Source organism: Prochlorococcus marinus str. MIT 9302 (genome assembly GCF_000759975.1).
In the GTDB taxonomy this organism is placed as follows: Bacteria; Cyanobacteriota; Cyanobacteriia; order PCC-6307; family Cyanobiaceae; genus Prochlorococcus_A; species Prochlorococcus_A marinus_M.
This window is the reverse complement of record NZ_JNAM01000006.1, coordinates 29449-48253: the sequence shown is the minus strand read 5'-3', so window position 1 is coordinate 48253 and position 18805 is coordinate 29449. Positions and strand designations below refer to the sequence as shown.

Genomic DNA, 18805 nt, shown 5'->3' with positions numbered 1-18805 from the left:
GTAATTTTTACTATTTTTATGTAAAAAATTAAATTTATTGAAAATCTTAATGCCTGCTTCACATTTTTGCTTTACATTTCAATAATGTGTCCTTTATGAAGGAAGATTTTTTAATTAAAGGAGTGGGATTGTAATCAATTTAAAGTTATTTAATAATTTGTTCCTTGCTTTTTATTTTGCGATAATAGTTTCATGTGGGTTAAAGAAAGTTTTGTCTTGACTTTCCTACCACTTTCCTACCATTCATAACGCTTTGAAATTTAAGAATAGATACTCGAAACTCAAGGTATTGGAAGGGATTGCAACGAATATTTTTACTAATATAAAGAAGGCGGCACCCAGATTCGAACTGGGGATAAAGGATTTGCAATCCTCTGCCTTACCACTTGGCCATGCCGCCGAAAAAGATTCAATTGAATCTTTTTATGATCTTAACAGTAAGGTGACTCATTCTCTATTATTTATATGCAATGGCCATGGAGAGGATGTAATCGCATCAGAAATAATAAAAAGATTATTAAAAAAAATAAAAAATAAAAATATTGAAGTTTTGCCTTTAGTAGGCAATGGAGATGTATTTAATTCAATAAAATCAAAGAATTTTCGTAAAATAGGATATTTAAAAGAGTTGCCTAGTGGAGGTTTTAGTAATCAAAGCCTGAAGGGATTTTTGCTTGATTTGTTTGCAGGATTTTTAATTGATAATTTAAGAAATTTTTTAATTGTAAAACAAAAGTCAAAACAAAATTGCAAGATTATTGCAGTGGGAGACTTTCTACCATTACTTTACGCATGGAGTTCACAATGCGAATTCAGTTTTATTGGAACTCCAAAAAGTGACCATACTTGGAGTAGTGGACCCGGTTGGGATTTAAGCGATTCATATCATAAATTGAAAGGTTCTGAATGGGACCCATGGGAAATGTTTTTAATGTCATCTCCAAGATGTAAAAATTTAATTATGAGAGATAAAATTACAGCTAAAAATTTGAAGAGAAAAAATATTCATGCAAAATACTTGGGTAATCCAATGATGGATTTTGTTAATGCAAAAAATGACAAAATATCAAATATTATTTCTTTCAAAAGGATAATTTTATTGGTTGGAAGTAGGTATCCAGAAGCATTAAAAAATCTTGATAATTTTCTTGAGTGTTTGCAAGATTTTTATACACCTAAGGATTTGCTAATACTTTTACCTTTGAGCATTAATGCAAATGTGATTAAAATTCAAAGTTATTTAATTAAATATGGTTTTTTAAAACAGAGTAAATTTGAATTCTTGATTGATGAAGATTCAGTATGGAAAAAGAAAGATCAATATGTAGTGATTGGAAAAGGAAAATTTAATTTATGGGCCAGTATGGCAGAAGTTGGGTTGTCTAATGCCGGAACAGCTACAGAGCAAATTGCTGGCCTTGGAATTCCATCACTATCTCTTCCAGGATCAGGACCACAATTTACAAAATCATTTGCAAAAAGACAATCAAGATTATTAGGAGGAAGCGTTTTAGTTTGCAAGAATAAAGAAATACTTTTAAAACGTTTAAGTTTACTTTTGAGAGAAAAAATGTATAGGTTAGAGCAAGCGAAAATTGGAAAAAAAAGAATGGGTCATTCTGGCGCAAGCAAGAAAATTGTAGATTCCATGAACACTCATTTGTTATCTTAGTAAATGACACGAGCGTTTTAAATTTTTTTATGTATCCAATAAATGATCGGCAATATCTAAAAATTTGCGCAGAGATTGCAAAGATTATGAGTATAAGCTTATCTTCTGCTAAGAAGAAAGTAGAAATTCAAATTGCAAAAGAAGGCTCTAAAACTATTCAAGAAAAAATACAAGTTGCTCAAAATCTATTAGAAATTTGTGAAGAAAATGAAGGTGAAAAATTAAGCTCTTCAAGAATACTCGATAAGCTTATGGAAACTATGAATGATGAAGATAATTTTTTAACTGAAGATTGATTTTTAATGTTCAAATATATTTGAAAATTTAAGTATGTCTAAATCAGCATGCACAGCAATTGCTTTGAAACATTTTTGAGCCAACTCATATCTATTTTCTCTCTCTAAGATAATTTTTAATTTCTGCATCGCTTCAATTAAATATCTAACATCATTTGCTGCATATTCTAATTGATCTTTTGTTAAATCTTCGTTACTACCCCAATCACTGCTTTGTGAGCTTTTGTCTAATTCTATCCCTAACAATTCATTAATTAAATCTTTTAAACCGTGCTTATTTGTATATGTTCTTGCCAATTTACTAGCAATTTTTGTACAAAAAATATTTTTTGAATTAATTCCAAGGTTGCATTTTAGCGCTGCTAGATCAAATCTCGCATAATGAAAGATTTTAGTAATTTTTTCATCTTCTAGAAGTGCTTTTAAATGAGGAGAAGATGATGTATTAAGTTCGATTTTTATACAGGATGTTTTTTTGAATTCATTACATATTTGTACTAAACACAATCTATCTCTTCCATGAATTAACCCCATTGCTTCAGTATCAATAGCTAAGTAGGATGATTTTTTATAAAGATTATATAAATCTGCGGTTAAATCACTATAAAGAAGATCAATATTTTTATTTTCAAAATTCATATTTAATAAATATTTAGAGTCATTTAAGATTTGTGATATAACGTAGGTTTTTATTTAATTGAGAATTTTTATCTATATAGACTTATTTTACAGAATAAATCAAAAAAATTATAATATGGTGTAACTTTAATTTTTATTCTCGAGTTACTAGAAAAAATTAATTTAATGTCCTATTCCTTAAATTCAACATTATTGCTGACAATTCTTCTCGCTATAGGATTATTTTTTTTTCTTAGAGCTTCAAGTAAAGATAGAACTACCATTGTTGAGATTTCATCTTCTCAGCAGCCAATTAAGGTTTTAAATAGTTTATGTGAATGGCTTAATTTAAGGGGTTGGAAGCAAACTGGAGGAGATTTTGAACAAAGAATTTTAATATTTAAGGGGCAAGTCGTTTCTAGTAAATTTTTAGCAATTTTTTTAGGTTTTCTTGGCGGTTTTGGATCTTGCGCTTTGGGATTAGTAATTATTCAAATATATCCTGAATTAGGTTGGTGGCCTATTCTTTTAGGATTAATTGGTGGTCCTATGTCTGGGATTGTTTATTTTAAAAAATCAGCAAGAGAGGAGAAATTTGAATTAAGATTGATCAACGAAAATGATATTGATTCAACTGTAATGAGATTAAGAGCGCATAGGGATGAATTAATCTCTTTAGAAAATGAACTTGGAGAAAAACTTCAATTGAAAAGCGACGGTTCTTTATTTAAAACTCCTATTTAAGATAAGTTAAAAAGTAATTCGATAATTTTTAATCAAAGATATTATTCTCTATACAGAATTTTTCTAAATCTTTATCATTTAACCAATCTTGGGGTTTTGTAAAAATTGATGTGAGAAATTCTTCTCTAGAACCCTTTTTAGCTTTATATCCATACTCCCATCTTGCTAAAGGCGGTAATGACATTAATATTGATTCGGTTCTACCATTTGTTTGTAATCCAAAAATTGTCCCTCTATCCCAAACTAAATTGAATTCGACATATCTACCTCTTCGATATAGCTGGAATTCTCTTTCTTTTGATGTATATGTTTGAGAAGCTCTGTTTTCAATAATGGGCAAATATGAAGGGAGGAATGCCTGCCCACAGTTTTCCGCTAAAGAAAATAAACTATCCCACTTTAAATCAGATTTGCCAATATTTTGTGAAGCTTTTGCTGCCTCTCCGTTTAGATTATTTCCTCTATATGTATTGCCTGAACCATCTTGATAATCATAAAAAATACCACCTATGCCTCTAGATTCATTTCTGTGCTTCAAGAAGAAATATTCATCACACCATGGTTTGAATACTTTATGTAAATCTTTATCAACTTTCTCACAAGCTTTTTTATGCTCTCTATGAAAATTTCTAACATCAGAAAGATAAGGGTAAAAAGGAGTTAAGTCTGCACCTCCGCCAAACCACCAAACAGGACCAGCTTCGAAATACCTATAATTCAGATGAACGGTAGGAATATATGGATTCTTAGGATGTAACACCATAGAAGTTCCTGTCGCAAACCATTCATGACCTTTTGCTTCGGGCCTCTGAGAGATTATTGATTGAGGTAATTCTTTACCCTGTACTTCAGAGAAATTTACTCCTGCTTGCTCAAAAATAGAACCGTTTTTCAATACTCTTGATCTTCCACCACCACCTTCGTCTCTTAGCCAGGATTCTTCAATGAATTTCCCTTTGCCATCTACATTTTCAAGGCCTGAACAAATTTTGTCTTGTAAAGTTAATAAGAGATTTTTAGTTTTTTCTCTCGAGTTTTTAGGAGGTTCTTTGAACATGTATTTAGTAAATCTTTAAGAAAAAAGTTTTTTGTTAATTATAAGTTTCCCTTTATAATTTCTTTTAGGGGGACCTTATTTCCTATTATTTGATAGTTCGACATAGTTCTTAATCTTTTAAACAGTCGACTACCTTGTCAAAATATTTAAAAATTTAATGACCACAATAGAAGATGCGAATTTTGCTTTACAAAAGGTTCTAGATGCTGGATCAAAGAAAAATGTAATTGAATTAGCTTGGATTAAAAACGTAAGAGTAACTATACCAAGAGTTATCGTAACACTATCATTACCTTCATTCGCAAATTCTCAGAGAGATAGAATTGTTCAAGAGGTTCGCAAAATACTACTGGATTTTGAAGATATTGATGATGTTCAAATAGAGATAGATAATAATCTTTCTAAAACAGAATCTAAAACTGAAAGTAATGGTCCTGAGTTGCAGCAGATTGATGGGATTCGACATATCATCGCTGTTAGTAGTGGTAAAGGTGGAGTTGGTAAAAGTACGATTGCAGTGAATCTTGCTTGTTCTTTAGCTAAATTAGGCTTAAAAACTGGTTTGCTTGATGCGGATATCTATGGGCCTAATACTCCCTCAATGATGGGAGTTGCCGAACAGAATCCAAAGGTTACAGAAGGTAGTGGTAATGATCAAAGGTTAATACCAATAAATAAATATGGAATTTCATTAGTATCAATGGGTTTCCTCATAGAAGAAGGTCAGCCAGTTATTTGGAGAGGACCAATGCTAAATAGTATTATCCGTCAATTTCTTTACCAAGTCGAATGGAATAATCTTGATTTTTTGGTTATTGACTTACCTCCAGGAACAGGTGATGCTCAAATTTCCCTTTCTCAATCTGTACCTATTTCTGGAGCTATTGTAGTTACTACCCCACAACAAGTATCTTTGCAAGATGCAAGGAGGGGATTAGCAATGTTCAAACAACTTCACGTACCTTTATTGGGAATTGTAGAAAATATGTCAGTATTTATTCCGCCAGATATGCCAAGTAAAAAATATGAAATTTTTGGTAAAGGTGGTGGACAAACATTAGCTAAAGAAAATGATTTACCATTATTAGCCCAAATTCCTATTGAAATTCCTCTTGTTGATGAAAGCAATAAAGGAGTACCAATCTCAATAAGCCAGCCAAATAAGGAAAGTTCTATTCAATTTTGTAATTTAGCTCAATTAATTAAAAATCAATTTCTTAATAAATAATTGATGTTAAGGAGAATTTCTTTGTTAAATAAGGGAGGATTTTTACAAAAAAAAGACAACTTTAGTAGAGGATTTTTATTTTCCCCACTTCTTTTAATTCCCCTGTTTTTAGTAATTATTTCAGGTTTCTTAATTAAAAGTATTCAGCGTGATTTTTTAGTATCGAATTATTTAAGTCATATCTTAACTGGTTTTTTAGGTTATTTTTTGGCATTTTTTATTTCTTATATACCGTTAGAGAGAATCAGAAAGTATTTAATTCCATTCTATTTGTGTACTTTAATATCCTTATTTCTAATTTATTTTTTTGGGATCTCAGTTTCAGGAGCTCAAAGATGGATAAACTTGGGCATCTTTTCTTTTCAGCCTTCAGAAGTCGCTAAATTAAGCACTGTATTAACTCTTGCTTTAGTCCTAGAAAAAAAAATAATTTCAACTATTAGAGATTTATTATTGCCCTTATTAGTAGTGATTATTCCTTGGTTATTAATCTTTTTTCAACCAGACTTAGGTACCTCTTTAGTTTTATTAGTTTTGACAGGCGTGATGCTCTATTGGTCGCAAATGCCCGTAGAGTGGATTTTGATATTAGTTTTTTGTATTAATACTTCTATATTATATTTAACCTTACCAACTCTTCTTATTTTCTGGATTCCATTTATAGGATATCTTGCTTATAGATCTTCGAAAAAGAAAATTATTTTTTCTGCTATCGCTATTTTATTTCATTTATTGGTGGCAAAATTGACACCAATTTTGTGGCAACATGGCTTAAAAGAATATCAAAAAGATAGATTAGTTTTATTTTTAGATCCAAATTCAGATCCTTTAGGTGGTGGATATCATTTGATACAGAGTCAAATTGCAATTGGTTCTGGAGGGTTTTTTGGAACTGGTTTGTTGCAAGGTAAGCTGACAAATTTGCAATTTATACCAGAACAACATACTGATTTTATATTCAGTGCTTTAGGCGAAGAGTTGGGTTTTGTGGGATGCATAATAGTTTTATTGTTGTTCTTTTTTTTGATCAAAAAACTTATTAATACTGCAACAATTGCTAGGACTGACTTTGAATCTCTAATCGTTATTGGAATCGCTTCAACTTTTTTATTCCAAATAATTATTAACTTATTTATGACTATTGGATTAGGACCAGTCACTGGAATTCCCCTTCCTTTTATGAGTTATGGTAGAACGTCTTTGGTGATTAATTTTATATCTATTGGATTTGTTTTATCTATATTAAAACGCTCTAGATCATTAAGAAATTGATGAAATCACAAATTACTATAAAAAAGATTCAAGATCTTTTAATTAAGGGATTTGAAACTATAAATGTAGATGATGATACCTCTAGAAGAATGTGGTGGGCTTCTTTAGAAGTTATTCAAAAAGAGTTCCTTTCTCAGAATTACCAACAGGGAGGTCTTTGGGTTGCCTCTCCTTTGCCAGCTCTTAATGATAAAAAATTTTTTAATAAACTTCAAGGTTGGTTATGGTCACCTGAGGGGTTTCCATACTTTCAAAAAGATAATGCAGGTTTTTTGCCAGCCGATCATTCAGCTAAGATAAAAAAGGATTGTGATTTCTTTAGTAATTATAAAGTCTTAAATCTAAGTCAGAAAGATGGTTATGAACCTTTTTTGATGATAATTACCCCAAATTTTCAATGTATATTATCAATTGCTGGTAAAAAAGATGAGAAAATCCTAATAATGAAATGTGATGAAGCCAGCTTAAAAATTTCAATTGAATTAATGCATACGAAGTTAAATCAAGAAAATTATGAGGAAGGAGTTAAATTTCGTAATGCAATCAATAATTTAGGTAATCTTAATTTTAATAATCAATTTGAAAAAATTTTTTGGCCAATATTATCGGCAAAATTAGCAAAGTTGAGTCCAAACCATAATATCCAGAATTCTGAGAAAAACGATAAAAAAAATGTACAAATAACTGAAGCAAAATTGTTAAGTGCAATTTCTCATGAAGTCAGAACTCCCTTAGCCACTATAAGAACCCTAATAAGTTCTACTTTAAAAAAATATAATATGGATGAATCAATGAGAAATCGTTTGATTCAAATAGATAATGAATGTAATGAACAAATTGATAGGTTCGGTTTAATTTTTAATGCTGCAGAATTAGTAAGTAATGAAGTCCCCTCGTTCAATAACTTGGCAAAAATTAATTTAGCTGAAATTTTCAAAAAACTTTCTCCTGTATGGGATAAACAATTAAATCGACGTGGGATTTCTTTAAAGTTAGACATCCCAAGTCAACTTCCGCAAATTTTGAGTGATTCTGAAAAATTAGAATTAATGTTAAGGGGATTAATTGATAAAAATACTAGAGGATTGAAAGAGGGCAGTACATTGATTTTAGAATTAAGACCAGCTGGCCAAAAACTCAAACTTCAACTAAAATTACAAAAATTAGATTGTAACAGTAACGAAATACTAAAAAAAGAAAATGGTTCTGATATTGGACCTGTTTTGAATTGGAACCCTCAAACAGGAAGTTTACAACTAAGTCAAAATGCTACTCAAAAGTTGTTAGCTAGTTTAGGAGGGCATGTTACACAAAGGCGTGATACAGGTTTGACAGTATTTTTCCCGATTTCTGATTCAAAATGAAATAAGAAATAAGTTCTACATTTATTAAATAATGTAGAAACTTTCTTGTAAATTTTGAATTTTGTAAAATATGAATGCTAATTTCTTATTATAAATAACTCAAAATCTAGGATGACGGAAACTTTAGTTGGTCAATTTCCAAAGCATATAGGAAGTACTGGGGGTTTATTAAACTCAGCAGAAACCGAAGAAAAATATGCAATTGTATGGAATAGTTCAAAAGAACAAGCATTTGAATTACCTACCGGTGGTGCCGCTATTATGCATGAAGGTGATAATTTAATGTACTTTGCAAGAAAAGAACAATGTCTTGCACTAGGTACACAATTACGAGCTTTCAAGCCAAGAATTGAAGACTTCAAAATTTACAGAATTTTCCCTGGTGGTGATATGGAATTCTTACATCCAAAAGATGGTGTTTTCCCTGAGAAAGTTAATGAGGGTAGGGAAAAAGTTGGTCATAACCCAAGGCGAATAGGTGAGAATCCTAATCCAGCTGGGTTGAAATTTACAACTAAGAATACTTTTGATTAAGTTACTCAAAGTTGATATAAAAGAAGAATGTAATTATAATTTGGGTTGACATTATTAGTATGATCAGCTCAAATAAAGATAATTTTTTTAAGGCTCACAAGGAAGGTAAGAATTTTATACCTATTACTCAAACTTGGCCAGCAGATTTAGAGACTCCATTATCGACATGGTTAAAATTGTCAGAAAAGGATTCACATGGTGTTTTTCTTGAGTCTGTTGAAGGTGGGGAGACTTTGGGTAGGTGGAGTGTTATAGCAACCAAACCCCTTTGGGAAGCGGTTTGTTATGGAAAAGAAATAGTTAAAACGTGGAATAATGGAAAAACTGAAATTCATAAAGGGGATCCCTTTAATATTTTAAGAACTTGGACAAAGGAATATAAATCATTAATGCTTAATGACTTACCATCAATTGGACAATTATATGGGTCTTGGGGTTATGAATTAATTAATCGGATAGAACCAAGCGTTCCAATAAATGAAATACAAGAAAACAATATACCTTATGGTTCCTGGATGTTTTTTGATCAGATAGTTATTTTCGATCAAATCAAAAGATGTATAACCGCAGTAGTTTACTCAGATACAACTTCTTTAAAAGATTCTTCTGTTGAAGAAGTTTATCTAGAATCAATTTCTAAAATTCAGAAAACTAGAAATTTAATGAAAGTTCCTCTAAAAGAATACGAGTTTTTAGATTGGAATGAAAATGAGAATTTGAATTTAGATCTTAAAAGTAATTGGAAGAAAAAAGATTTTGAGGATGCAGTTCTCTCTGCAAAAGAATATATAAGAAAAGGAGATATCTTCCAAATTGTTATAAGTCAGAGATTTCAAACTCAAGTTAATAATGTTCCTTTTAATTTATATAGAAGTTTGAGGATGGTGAATCCCTCTCCATACATGTCATTTTTTGATTTTGGATCATGGTATCTGATAGGTTCAAGTCCTGAAGTAATGGTAAAAGCTGAAAAAAATAAAAATAGTCAGATTGTTGCAAGCTTAAGACCAATAGCTGGTACAAGACCTAGAGGTATTGATAATAAACAAGATCTAGAATTTGAAAAAGATTTATTAAAAGATCCAAAAGAGATAGCTGAGCATGTAATGCTAATAGATCTTGGAAGAAATGATCTTGGGAGGGTTTGTGAAGTTGGTACTGTGGAGGTCAAAGATTTAATGGTTATTGAGAAATATTCACATGTTATGCATATAGTTAGTGAAGTTGAGGGAATCTTAAAAAATAACACTGATGTATGGGATTTGCTAAAGGCATGTTTCCCCGCAGGGACAGTAACTGGCGCGCCAAAAATAAGAGCAATGCAATTGATTAAACATTTTGAAAAAGATGCTAGAGGACCTTATGCGGGTGTTTATGGATCGATTGATATTAACGGTGCATTAAATACGGCAATTACAATAAGAACTATGATAGTTAAACCCTCAGAAGATGGAAACTATAATGTGTCAGTGCAGGCAGGCGCTGGAATAGTTGCGGATTCATCACCTGAAAATGAATATCAAGAGACAATAAATAAAGCTAAGGGAATTCTAAAATCATTAGCCTGTTTGGATAATTAAATGAGTAAAAATAATCTATATAAGGGTTTTGAAGTGGAACTTTTTACAGGTTCTTTAAATTCTCATATTGGTATTTCAGCTGATATTGAGAAAAATTTTTCTAATTTTGTGAAAGAGCCAGATAAAAGGAATGTTGAATACATCACAACACCTGAAAAAGACTATAAGTTTTTATACGAGGAATTAATAACTCCAAGAAAAAATTTAAGACTATGGCTTAGCAACAAAGGGTTAACAATAATTCCTTCATCCACTCTTTGTTTTAAACATGATATTCAATTGCAAAGATCAGATATTGAAAATGTTTATCATCAATTTATACAAGATAATTATGGAATCTCTATTGCAACTTCAAGTGTGCACATAAATATAGGAATAGATGACTTAGATAAGCTCTTTGCTGCTATAAGATTGATAAGATCAGAGGCAGCTTTATATCTATCAATAAGTGCTAGCTCACCTTTTTTAAATAATAAAATTACAGATAATCACTCTCAGAGATGGATCCAGTTTCCCAAAACACCAAGTAACGTACCTTTTTTCGTGGATCATAATAGCTATGTAGATTGGATCGAGGAAAATATAGATAATAAGAATATGCAAAATATCAGGCATTTTTGGTCCTCAATCCGACCAAATGGTCCTCAAAGGCCTTTAATTCTTGATCGTTTAGAATTAAGAATTTGTGATTTTGTTCATGATATTAATTTGCTACTAGGGATAACGGCTATGCTAGAACTAAGGATTTTACATCTTTTTGACAATCTAAATACTTTAGATCCTTTGACTGCAAGTATTTTTTCTATTGATGAATTATCAGAAATATGTGATAGCAATGAAATTAATGCTGCTAAAGATAGTCTGAATTCAGAGTTAATTCACTGGCAAAATGGCAGTAAAGTTATTTGTAGAGAATGGATTCAAGACTTATTATCAGATTTATCATCCACCGCAGAAAAATTTAATATGAAACATCTTTTGAAACCTATCTATAAAGTCCTTGAGGAAGGTAATCAATCTATGAAATGGATTAAGCAATATGAAAAAGGTCTTTCTATTGAACAGATAATGAAAATTTCTATCGAAGATATGATCAAGAGTGAAAACGAGAATATTTGATTATTTAAATAAACTTTTGATCTGAACATTTTCACTTGTGACATAATGATTATATGGAATCCTTTCAACAGATAAAAAATAATAATGTGGATCTTATAAGTAATAATGATTCACTTGATAAAAATCGTCTTTTAATAGAGGATCTATGGGAATCAGTACTCAGAGAAGAATGCCCAGATGATCAAGCAGAGAGATTGATACAGCTTAAAGAATTAAGTTATTCAAAACAAATTGAAGGTGATAGTTCAAAAACTTTTAAAAAAGAAATAGTTGATATTGTCAATTCTATGGATTTGGCAGAATCCATTGCAGCAGCAAGGGCATTTTCATTATATTTTCAACTTGTGAATATTTTGGAACAAAGAGTGGAGGAAGATAGATATATTCAAAGCTTTACCAATAAGAATGTTCAAAAATCGCCAGACAATCTTGATCCTTTTGCCCCAGCATTGGCTAGACAAAATGCTCCAGTAACTTTTAGGGAATTATTTTATAGGCTTAGGAAATTAAATGTACCACCTGGAAAATTAGAGGCTTTATTGCAGGAAATGGATATTCGGTTAGTTTTTACTGCCCATCCTACCGAGATAGTAAGACATACGATTAGACATAAGCAGACCAGAGTCGCCAATTTGTTAAAAAAAATACAGGTTGAACAATTTTTAACAAAAGAAGAAAAAAATTCTCTAAAAATCCAATTAAAAGAGGAGGTAAGACTTTGGTGGAGAACAGATGAATTGCATCAATTCAAACCCTCAGTTTTAGACGAAGTAGATTATGCCTTGCATTATTTTCAGCAAGTTTTATTTAATGCAATGCCTCAATTGAGAGGCAGAATCGCTGAAGCACTAGCCGAAAATTATCCAGATGTTCAAATGCCCTCTGAATCTTTTTGTAACTTCGGTTCTTGGGTTGGTTCCGATAGGGATGGTAATCCATCGGTCACTCCGGACATAACATGGAGAACTGCTTGCTACCAAAGGCAGTTGATGTTGGAAAGATATATTACTGCAACATCTAATCTTAGAGATCAATTAAGTGTCTCAATGCAATGGAGTCAAGTAAGTTCTGCTCTATTGGAGTCATTAGAGACAGATAGGGTTAAGTTTCCAGAAATCTATGAAGCTAGAGCGACAAGATACAGATCAGAACCTTATAGATTGAAATTAAGTTATATGCTAGAAAAATTGAGGTTAACACAAAAAAGGAATAATTTATTAGCTGATAGTGGCTGGAAATTTGACTTAGAGGGAGAAATGGATACCAAAAATATAGATAAAGTTGAAAACTTATATTACAAATCAGTAAACGAATTTACGTATGATCTCGAACTAATTAAAAATAGCCTTATTAGCACAGATTTGACTTGTGAGGCGGTAAACACATTACTTACTCAGGTCCATATTTTTGGATTTTCTTTAGCAAGTTTAGATATTCGTCAAGAAAGTACAAGGCATAGTGATGCCATACAAGAGCTTACAAAATATCTTGATTTATCTGTGCAATATGACCAAATGTCTGAGGATGAGAAAATCAAATGGCTTATAGACGAATTAAATACAAAAAGGCCTTTAATTCCTTCTGACGTCAACTGGAAAAAAACTACAGTAGAAACTTTTTCAGTTTTTAAAATGGTTAAGAGACTGCAGCAAGAATTTGGGAGTCGTATTTGTCATTCTTATGTAATTTCAATGAGTCATAGTGCATCTGATTTGCTTGAAGTTCTCTTACTGGCAAAAGAAATGGGACTCCTTGATCAGAACTCACAAAAGTCAAAATTATTAGTCGTTCCTCTTTTTGAAACTGTTGAAGACCTTAAAAGAGCCCCAGATGTAATGGAAAAGTTGTTTAAATTAGATTTTTATAGATCATTATTGCCAAAAGTTGGAGAATCTTTTAAACCTCTTCAAGAATTAATGCTTGGATATTCTGATAGTAATAAAGATTCAGGATTTGTTTCTAGTAATTGGGAAATTCATAGAGCCCAAATAGCTCTTCAAAATCTTGCAAAAAGAAACAATATATTACTAAGACTTTTTCATGGAAGAGGCGGTTCTGTAGGTAGAGGGGGAGGACCAGCCTATCAGGCAATATTGGCTCAACCAAGTGGTACTTTAAAAGGGCGAATTAAAATAACAGAACAAGGTGAAGTTTTAGCTTCTAAATATAGTCTTCCTGAACTGGCTTTGTATAATCTTGAAACTGTTACTACAGCTGTTATTCAAAATAGTTTGGTAAATAATAGACTTGACGCTACTCCAGAATGGAATCAATTAATGTCTAGGCTGGCAGAAACATCAAGGTCTCACTACAGAAAATTAGTGTATGAGAATCCTGATTTGTTAAATTTCTTTCAAGAGGTCACGCCAATAGAAGAAATAAGCAAATTACAGATATCTAGTAGGCCTGCTAGAAGAAAAAAAGGTGCAAAAGATTTGTCAAGTTTAAGAGCTATTCCATGGGTATTTGGTTGGACACAAAGTAGATTTCTTTTGCCAAGTTGGTTTGGAGTAGGAACTGCATTATCATCTGAATTAAATTCAGACCCACAACAAATTGAATTATTAAGAGTTTTGCATCAAAGATGGCCATTTTTTAGGATGCTCATATCTAAGGTAGAAATGACATTATCTAAGGTGGATTTGGAAGTTGCTAGATATTATGTTGATACTCTTGGCAGTAAAGAAAATAAAGATTCTTTTGATATTATTTTTGAAGTAATTTCTAAAGAATATAGTCTTACAAAATCTTTAATACTTGAAATTACTGGTAAAAATAAGCTTCTAGAAGCTGATAGAGACTTAAAATCTTCAGTAAGCTTAAGAAATAAGACAATCATTCCTTTGGGATTTTTGCAGGTTTCACTTTTAAGAAGACTTAGAGATCAAACAAGGCAACCTCCAATTAGCGAATTTCTTATTGATAAAGATGAATCTAGAAGAGCCTATAGTAGAAGTGAATTATTGAGAGGGGCTCTTCTAACTATTAACGGAATAGCAGCAGGTATGAGAAATACAGGTTGATAATTGCAATATTTTCCTAAAAAAAAACTTATTCTTCCAGAAGGTTATTTTGTTAACTCTTCTCAGATCCCATTAGCTAAAGAAGTAAACAAACTTTTAGCTAATTGTGGTTGCGATACATTTCCAATAAAGCCGCTTTCTGAAGCTATTCAAAAAAGTAATTTCTTTTTTACCATACAGAATCAATTAAAAAATAAATTATATGGCTTTGTAAGGGTTACATCCGACAGGGGATTGAATGCTAACTTATGGAATTTAAGTGCAGCTTCAGATAATAATCAGCAACTTTATTATTCAATATTGTTGCAAGTAACTCTTGATAAAATAAATAGAGAAATGCCTGGATGCAGTATTTCTGTACAAGCTCCGGTGTCTTCGTTCAAAAGTTTAGAAGAAAGTGGATTCATACTTAATCCAAATGGAATAAGAGTAATGGGATATAAACTTTAAAAATTATATTACGAGCATGGAGGGATTCGAACCCCCGACTCTCAGAACCGGAATCTGATGCTCTATCCAACTGAGCTACATGCCCTTTAATTTTTCAATTTCTTTAAAGAAATTCTAAATATTTTAAACTTAGCTAATTTAATTAATGAATGCAGAAAAAAAATTTTTTTAAATAAATTAAAAATTAAAAATTTTCGGAACCATAAAAGTTTTGAAATTGACCTAAAAGAGCAAAGAGCAATTGTTCTTGGTTGTAATGGTGTTGGAAAGTCAAATTTACTTGAATCGGTTGAATTTTTAAGTCAATTAAAATCTAATAGAGCATTAAGTGATAAAGATTTAATAGAAAATGAAAGTGATATGGCTGTGGTCATAGGACAAATAGATTTTAAAGATGATTTAAAGTTAAATTTATTCCGAAAAGGCCCTAAAAGAATTTATGTTAATGAATCAATCTTGAAAAAGCAGAGTGAAATAAAGAATTATATTCAGAGCGTATGTTTCTGTTCTAATGATATAGATATTGTTAAAGGTGAACCTAGTTATCGAAGAACATGGATTGATAAAGTCGTTTCTCAACTTGAACCAGTATATTTAGACCTAATAAGTAGATTTAACAGGCTTTTAAAACAAAGAAATCATTTTTGGCGTTCAGAAAGCGTCCTAAATAACCAGTACTCGGAAATTCTTGAAAGTTTTGATATTCAAATGTCAATAATCAGTACAAGAATTTTTAGGCGAAGAAGAAGGGCTTTATTAAAAATAAAACCATATGTTGAATATTGGCATAATCACTTAAGTAAATCTAAAGAGCAAATAGGCATAAATTATCTTTCTGGAATACAAAATCTTAGTCCAGAAGAAGAAGAAGAAGAAGTTATAAGTAAGAAAATAGCAGAACAACTATTAAATCAGCGTTCAATGGAAGCATTGACTGGTAAATGTAATTTTGGACCTCATCGTGATGATATTGAGTTTCTGATTAATAATATTTCAGTTAGGAAATATGGTTCATCGGGTCAGCAAAGAACTTTTATCTTGGCTTTAAAGATGGCTGAACTAGATTTATTAAGTAAAATATTAAATGTTCCACCAATACTAATATTGGATGATGTCTTAGCGGAACTAGATATAACTAGACAAAATTTGTTACTAAATTCTGTTGGTAAAGATAGTCAATGCTTTATAAGTGCGACACATCTAGATAAATTTAATCAATCTTTCTTAGGGTCTTCACAAATGATTTACTTATAATTCCTAATATTACTATTTTTAGCTAATCTTATTCTTGTATAAATTTATTTAATGGAAGTCCCCAAAAACAATCAAATTTTAAGTTCGTTTAGTAATGATGAAAAATTAATCCATCAAAGTAAACACCTTTTGTTAGAACTTTATAGATGTGATTATGAAAAATTAAATGATGAATCTTTTTTACGTTGTACCCTTAACAGGGCTGCAAAATTAGCAAAGGCATCAGTTCTTAATTTGATAAGTAATAAATTTGACCCTCAAGGAGTTACAGCAATCGCATTACTGGCTGAATCTCATATTTCAATACATACTTGGCCGGAATCTAATTATTCTGCCGTCGATATCTTTACATGTGGTCAATATATGATGCCAGAAGTTGCTAGTCAATATTTAATTGAAGCTTTGAAGGCTGAAGAACATTTCTTGCGTGTTATTGAAAGAAATCCACCTGCTGCAGTTCTCAAAGAGATTAGAACGGTTGTTTAGCTTTTATTTAATTTTCCGCTTATTAAGCCTTCCAGATCTAAACTTGTGCAATTAAATCCTAAATCGGAAAAATATTGCACTAGATCATTAAGATTATATTTTTTAAAAAAATTCTTTAATTCATCTTTGGGGATTTCTATTCTTGCAGTTAAGCCTTGGCATCTAACTCTAACTTCAGATAAACCACCCTTTTTGAGGTATTCTTCTGCTTTCTCAACCATTTTTAGCCTCTCACTAGTTATTTCATTGCCATAAGGAAATCTTGATGACAAGCAAGGTTGAGCAGGTTTATCCCACCAGGGGAAACCTAATGCTCTGGATATATCCCTAATATCTTGTTTTGAAAATTTAAACTTTGCAAGCGGAGAAATAACTCCTGCTTTTTTTGCTGCTTGTATTCCTGGCCTATGATCTTTAAGATCATCAAGATTAACTCCATCTAAAACAATCTTATAATTCAATTTTTTAGAAAAATAGGTTGTGTGTTTGTGAAGCTCTTTTTTGCATGCAAAGCATCTATCTGTGGGATTTTTACTATAACTTGATTGTTCTAATTCTGATGTTTTAATTTCTAAATGTTTTACTCCAATCCATTTTGCTTGACTTTTTGCTTCTTCACGAAGTGTGTTAGCTAATGCGGGAGAAATCCCAGTAATTGCAATAGCTTTGCTACCTAATTGCTCGAACGCTAATGATGCTACCAATGTACTGTCAACTCCTCCTGAATATGCAATACAAACACTATCAAGATTCTTAATGTATCTTCTAATGGTATAAAGCTTTTCACTTTGTTCATCAGAGAGAATTTCTAGTTGATTGAACATGCTAATTACTTTAAAATTCAAATTACCTATGAATAGGTTGAATTTATTATTAAATTTTTAATAATATTCTTAACTATATCTTAGATTAAAGTTATTCACCTTGTTAAATTGACTAATACAAGTAGAAATAGAGGTATTGGAATTGTCACGGCTAGTGATAGTCAGGAGAGATTAAAGGGGCAATTACATATTTATGATGGTGAAGGTAAGGGTAAAAGTCAGGCTGCTTTAGGTGTTGTACTAAGGACGATAGGTTTAGGAATATGCGAAAAAAGACAGTCAAGAGTTCTACTTCTAAGATTTTTAAAAGGTCCTGAAAGGCCATATGATGAGGATTCTGCTATAGAGGCCTTGCAAAGAGGATTCCCACACTTAATTGACCACGTAAGGACAGGAAGATCGGAATTTTTTAATGCTGACCAGGTTACAAAGTTTGATATTGGTGAGGCTGAGAGAGGTTGGAATATTGCTAAAGGAGCAATTGCTAGTTCTCTCTATTCTGTAGTTGTTTTAGATGAGTTAAATCCAGTTCTTGATTTAGGAATGCTTAATATCAAGGAAGTAGTTGATTCTCTTCGAAGTCGTCCTGAAGGACTCGAAATAATTATCACAGGAAGGGCAGCCCCCCCTTCTTTAGTAAGAATATCGCAACTCCATTCAGAAATGAGACCGCATCTAAGGAGAGACTTATCAAAAGAACCAGAAAAAATCAGATTTACTGGTGGAATTGAGATTTATACAGGTGAAGGGAAAGGAAAATCCACAAGTGCACTTGGCAAGGCTCTTCAAGCAATTGGTAAAGGAATATCTCAAGATAAAAGTCATAGAGTTTTGATTTTACAGTGGTTAAAAGGTGGTAATGGCTATACCGAAGATGCTGCTATAGAAGCTTTGAGAGAAAGTTACCCCCATTTGGTAGATCATTTGCGATCAGGCAGAGATGCGATTGTATGGAGAGGTCAGCAACAACCCATAGATTACGTTGAGGCTGAAAGAGCATGGGAAATTGCTAAAGCTGCTATTTTGAGTGGTTTATATAAAACAATTATTTTGGATGAATTAAATCCAACAGTTGATTTAGAACTTCTACCTGTGGAGTCAATACATCAAACGCTCTTGAAAAAACCAGCAGATACAGAAATTGTTATCACTGGGAGATGTAAAAATGAACCTTCGTATTTTGAACTAGCTGATGTTTACTCTGAAATGGTCTGCCACAAACATTATGCAAATGTTGGAGTTGATTTAAAAAGAGGAGTAGATTACTAAATATTCTTAAAAATA

17 protein-coding genes and 2 tRNA genes are annotated in these 18805 nt (G+C 31.6%); 14 read left to right on the top strand and 5 right to left on the bottom strand.

The window, feature by feature from the left end; genetic code table 11:
• Nucleotides 1-329: 329 nt before the first annotated feature.
• Nucleotides 330-400: transfer RNA gene (locus EU96_RS06000), tRNA-Cys, on the bottom strand.
• A gap of 42 nt (nucleotides 401-442) precedes the next feature.
• Between EU96_RS06000 and EU96_RS09770 the strand changes: the two genes are divergently transcribed.
• Together EU96_RS09770 and EU96_RS06005 are read left to right on the top strand one after the other, a co-directional pair.
• The gene (locus EU96_RS09770) at nucleotides 443-1672 is read left to right on the top strand and encodes a lipid-A-disaccharide synthase-related protein (RefSeq protein ID WP_241434561.1); all 1230 of its coding nucleotides are present in this window, start codon (nucleotides 443-445) and stop codon (nucleotides 1670-1672) included.
• 29 nt (nucleotides 1673-1701) lie between these two features.
• Nucleotides 1702-1968: a hypothetical protein gene (locus tag EU96_RS06005; protein WP_032526309.1), complete on the top strand. Its 267-nt coding sequence runs from the start codon at nucleotides 1702-1704 to the stop codon at nucleotides 1966-1968.
• Between the two features lie 3 nt (nucleotides 1969-1971).
• Here the strand turns inward: EU96_RS06005 and EU96_RS06010 are convergent, their stop codons facing one another.
• Nucleotides 1972-2607 (bottom strand): ribonuclease D, encoded by a 636-nt coding sequence (locus EU96_RS06010; RefSeq protein ID WP_032526308.1) that lies wholly within the window; start codon nucleotides 2605-2607, stop codon nucleotides 1972-1974.
• Between the two features lie 165 nt (nucleotides 2608-2772).
• Here EU96_RS06010 and EU96_RS06015 point away from each other — a divergent pair, with 165 nt between their 5' ends.
• Complete coding sequence (locus EU96_RS06015; protein WP_032526306.1) at nucleotides 2773-3330, top strand: cofactor assembly of complex C subunit B; 558 nt, start codon at nucleotides 2773-2775, stop codon at nucleotides 3328-3330.
• Nucleotides 3331-3358: 28 nt separating this feature from the next.
• Here EU96_RS06015 and hemF read toward each other — a convergent pair whose 3' ends face one another.
• The gene (gene hemF, locus EU96_RS06020; protein WP_032526305.1) at nucleotides 3359-4387 is read right to left on the bottom strand and encodes an oxygen-dependent coproporphyrinogen oxidase; all 1029 of its coding nucleotides are present in this window, start codon (nucleotides 4385-4387) and stop codon (nucleotides 3359-3361) included.
• Nucleotides 4388-4544: 157 nt separating this feature from the next.
• On the opposite strand from hemF, the gene EU96_RS06025 reads away from it, so the two are divergent.
• The 8 genes from EU96_RS06025 to EU96_RS06060 all read left to right on the top strand — a co-directional run bounded on the left by EU96_RS06025 (nucleotide 4545) and on the right by EU96_RS06060 (nucleotide 14957).
• On the top strand, nucleotides 4545-5615 hold the full coding sequence (locus EU96_RS06025; protein ID WP_032526304.1) for an Mrp/NBP35 family ATP-binding protein: 1071 nt from the start codon (nucleotides 4545-4547) through the stop codon (nucleotides 5613-5615).
• A gap of 3 nt (nucleotides 5616-5618) precedes the next feature.
• Nucleotides 5619-6887 (top strand): rod shape-determining protein RodA, encoded by a 1269-nt coding sequence (gene rodA / locus EU96_RS06030; protein WP_032526303.1) that lies wholly within the window; start codon nucleotides 5619-5621, stop codon nucleotides 6885-6887.
• On the top strand, nucleotides 6887-8251 hold the full coding sequence (locus tag EU96_RS06035; RefSeq protein WP_032526302.1) for a sensor histidine kinase: 1365 nt from the start codon (nucleotides 6887-6889) through the stop codon (nucleotides 8249-8251). Before rodA ends, EU96_RS06035 begins: the two co-directional genes overlap by 1 nt.
• A gap of 111 nt (nucleotides 8252-8362) precedes the next feature.
• Nucleotides 8363-8785 (top strand): photosystem I reaction center subunit II PsaD, encoded by a 423-nt coding sequence (locus tag EU96_RS06040; RefSeq protein WP_032526300.1) that lies wholly within the window; start codon nucleotides 8363-8365, stop codon nucleotides 8783-8785.
• A 59-nt stretch (nucleotides 8786-8844) separates the two neighbouring features.
• Nucleotides 8845-10365, top strand: a complete 1521-nt coding sequence (locus EU96_RS06045; protein ID WP_032526298.1) for an anthranilate synthase component I family protein — start codon at nucleotides 8845-8847, stop codon at nucleotides 10363-10365.
• A complete protein-coding gene (gshA, locus tag EU96_RS06050; RefSeq protein ID WP_032526297.1) occupies nucleotides 10366-11484 on the top strand; it encodes a glutamate--cysteine ligase in 1119 nt (372 codons plus the stop codon).
• Between the two features lie 53 nt (nucleotides 11485-11537).
• The gene (gene ppc, locus EU96_RS06055) at nucleotides 11538-14507 is read left to right on the top strand and encodes a phosphoenolpyruvate carboxylase (RefSeq protein WP_032526296.1); all 2970 of its coding nucleotides are present in this window, start codon (nucleotides 11538-11540) and stop codon (nucleotides 14505-14507) included.
• A 3-nt stretch (nucleotides 14508-14510) separates the two neighbouring features.
• A complete protein-coding gene (locus tag EU96_RS06060) occupies nucleotides 14511-14957 on the top strand; it encodes a hypothetical protein (protein WP_032526295.1) in 447 nt (148 codons plus the stop codon).
• A gap of 11 nt (nucleotides 14958-14968) precedes the next feature.
• Here the strand turns inward: EU96_RS06060 and EU96_RS06065 are convergent.
• Nucleotides 14969-15042: transfer RNA gene (locus EU96_RS06065), tRNA-Arg, on the bottom strand.
• 26 nt (nucleotides 15043-15068) lie between these two features.
• Here EU96_RS06065 and recF point away from each other — a divergent pair.
• Nucleotides 15069-16211 carry a DNA replication/repair protein RecF gene (gene recF, locus EU96_RS06070; RefSeq protein WP_342666112.1) on the top strand — a complete coding sequence of 381 codons (1143 nt, stop codon included), beginning with the start codon at nucleotides 15069-15071 and terminating at the stop codon, nucleotides 16209-16211.
• Between the two features lie 51 nt (nucleotides 16212-16262).
• Nucleotides 16263-16697 carry an adenosylmethionine decarboxylase gene (gene speD, locus EU96_RS06075; protein ID WP_032526293.1) on the top strand — a complete coding sequence of 145 codons (435 nt, stop codon included), beginning with the start codon at nucleotides 16263-16265 and terminating at the stop codon, nucleotides 16695-16697.
• On the opposite strand, the gene larE is transcribed toward speD, so the two are convergent.
• Complete coding sequence (gene larE / locus EU96_RS06080) at nucleotides 16694-17521, bottom strand: ATP-dependent sacrificial sulfur transferase LarE (RefSeq protein WP_032526291.1); 828 nt, start codon at nucleotides 17519-17521, stop codon at nucleotides 16694-16696. The genes speD and larE overlap by 4 nt on opposite strands.
• A 108-nt stretch (nucleotides 17522-17629) precedes the next feature.
• On the opposite strand from larE, the gene EU96_RS06085 reads away from it, so the two are divergent.
• Nucleotides 17630-18790 carry a cob(I)yrinic acid a,c-diamide adenosyltransferase gene (locus EU96_RS06085; protein WP_032526288.1) on the top strand — a complete coding sequence of 387 codons (1161 nt, stop codon included), beginning with the start codon at nucleotides 17630-17632 and terminating at the stop codon, nucleotides 18788-18790.
• The last annotated feature ends 15 nt before the right edge of the window (nucleotides 18791-18805 follow it).

Coding starts and splice junctions, on each gene's coding strand:
- EU96_RS06045 (WP_032526298.1), top strand. CDS start 8,845: ATGATCAGCTCAAATAAAGATAATTTTTTTAAGGCTCACAAGGAAGGT.
- EU96_RS06015 (WP_032526306.1), top strand. CDS start 2,773: ATGTCCTATTCCTTAAATTCAACATTATTGCTGACAATTCTTCTCGCT.
- EU96_RS06035 (WP_032526302.1), top strand. CDS start 6,887: ATGAAATCACAAATTACTATAAAAAAGATTCAAGATCTTTTAATTAAG.
- larE (WP_032526291.1), bottom strand. CDS start 17,521: ATGTTCAATCAACTAGAAATTCTCTCTGATGAACAAAGTGAAAAGCTT.
- hemF (WP_032526305.1), bottom strand. CDS start 4,387: ATGTTCAAAGAACCTCCTAAAAACTCGAGAGAAAAAACTAAAAATCTC.
- speD (WP_032526293.1), top strand. CDS start 16,263: ATGGAAGTCCCCAAAAACAATCAAATTTTAAGTTCGTTTAGTAATGAT.
- EU96_RS06005 (WP_032526309.1), top strand. CDS start 1,702: ATGTATCCAATAAATGATCGGCAATATCTAAAAATTTGCGCAGAGATT.
- EU96_RS06025 (WP_032526304.1), top strand. CDS start 4,545: ATGACCACAATAGAAGATGCGAATTTTGCTTTACAAAAGGTTCTAGAT.
- rodA (WP_032526303.1), top strand. CDS start 5,619: ATGTTAAGGAGAATTTCTTTGTTAAATAAGGGAGGATTTTTACAAAAA.
- EU96_RS06040 (WP_032526300.1), top strand. CDS start 8,363: ATGACGGAAACTTTAGTTGGTCAATTTCCAAAGCATATAGGAAGTACT.
- EU96_RS06010 (WP_032526308.1), bottom strand. CDS start 2,607: ATGAATTTTGAAAATAAAAATATTGATCTTCTTTATAGTGATTTAACC.
- gshA (WP_032526297.1), top strand. CDS start 10,366: ATGAGTAAAAATAATCTATATAAGGGTTTTGAAGTGGAACTTTTTACA.
- ppc (WP_032526296.1), top strand. CDS start 11,538: ATGGAATCCTTTCAACAGATAAAAAATAATAATGTGGATCTTATAAGT.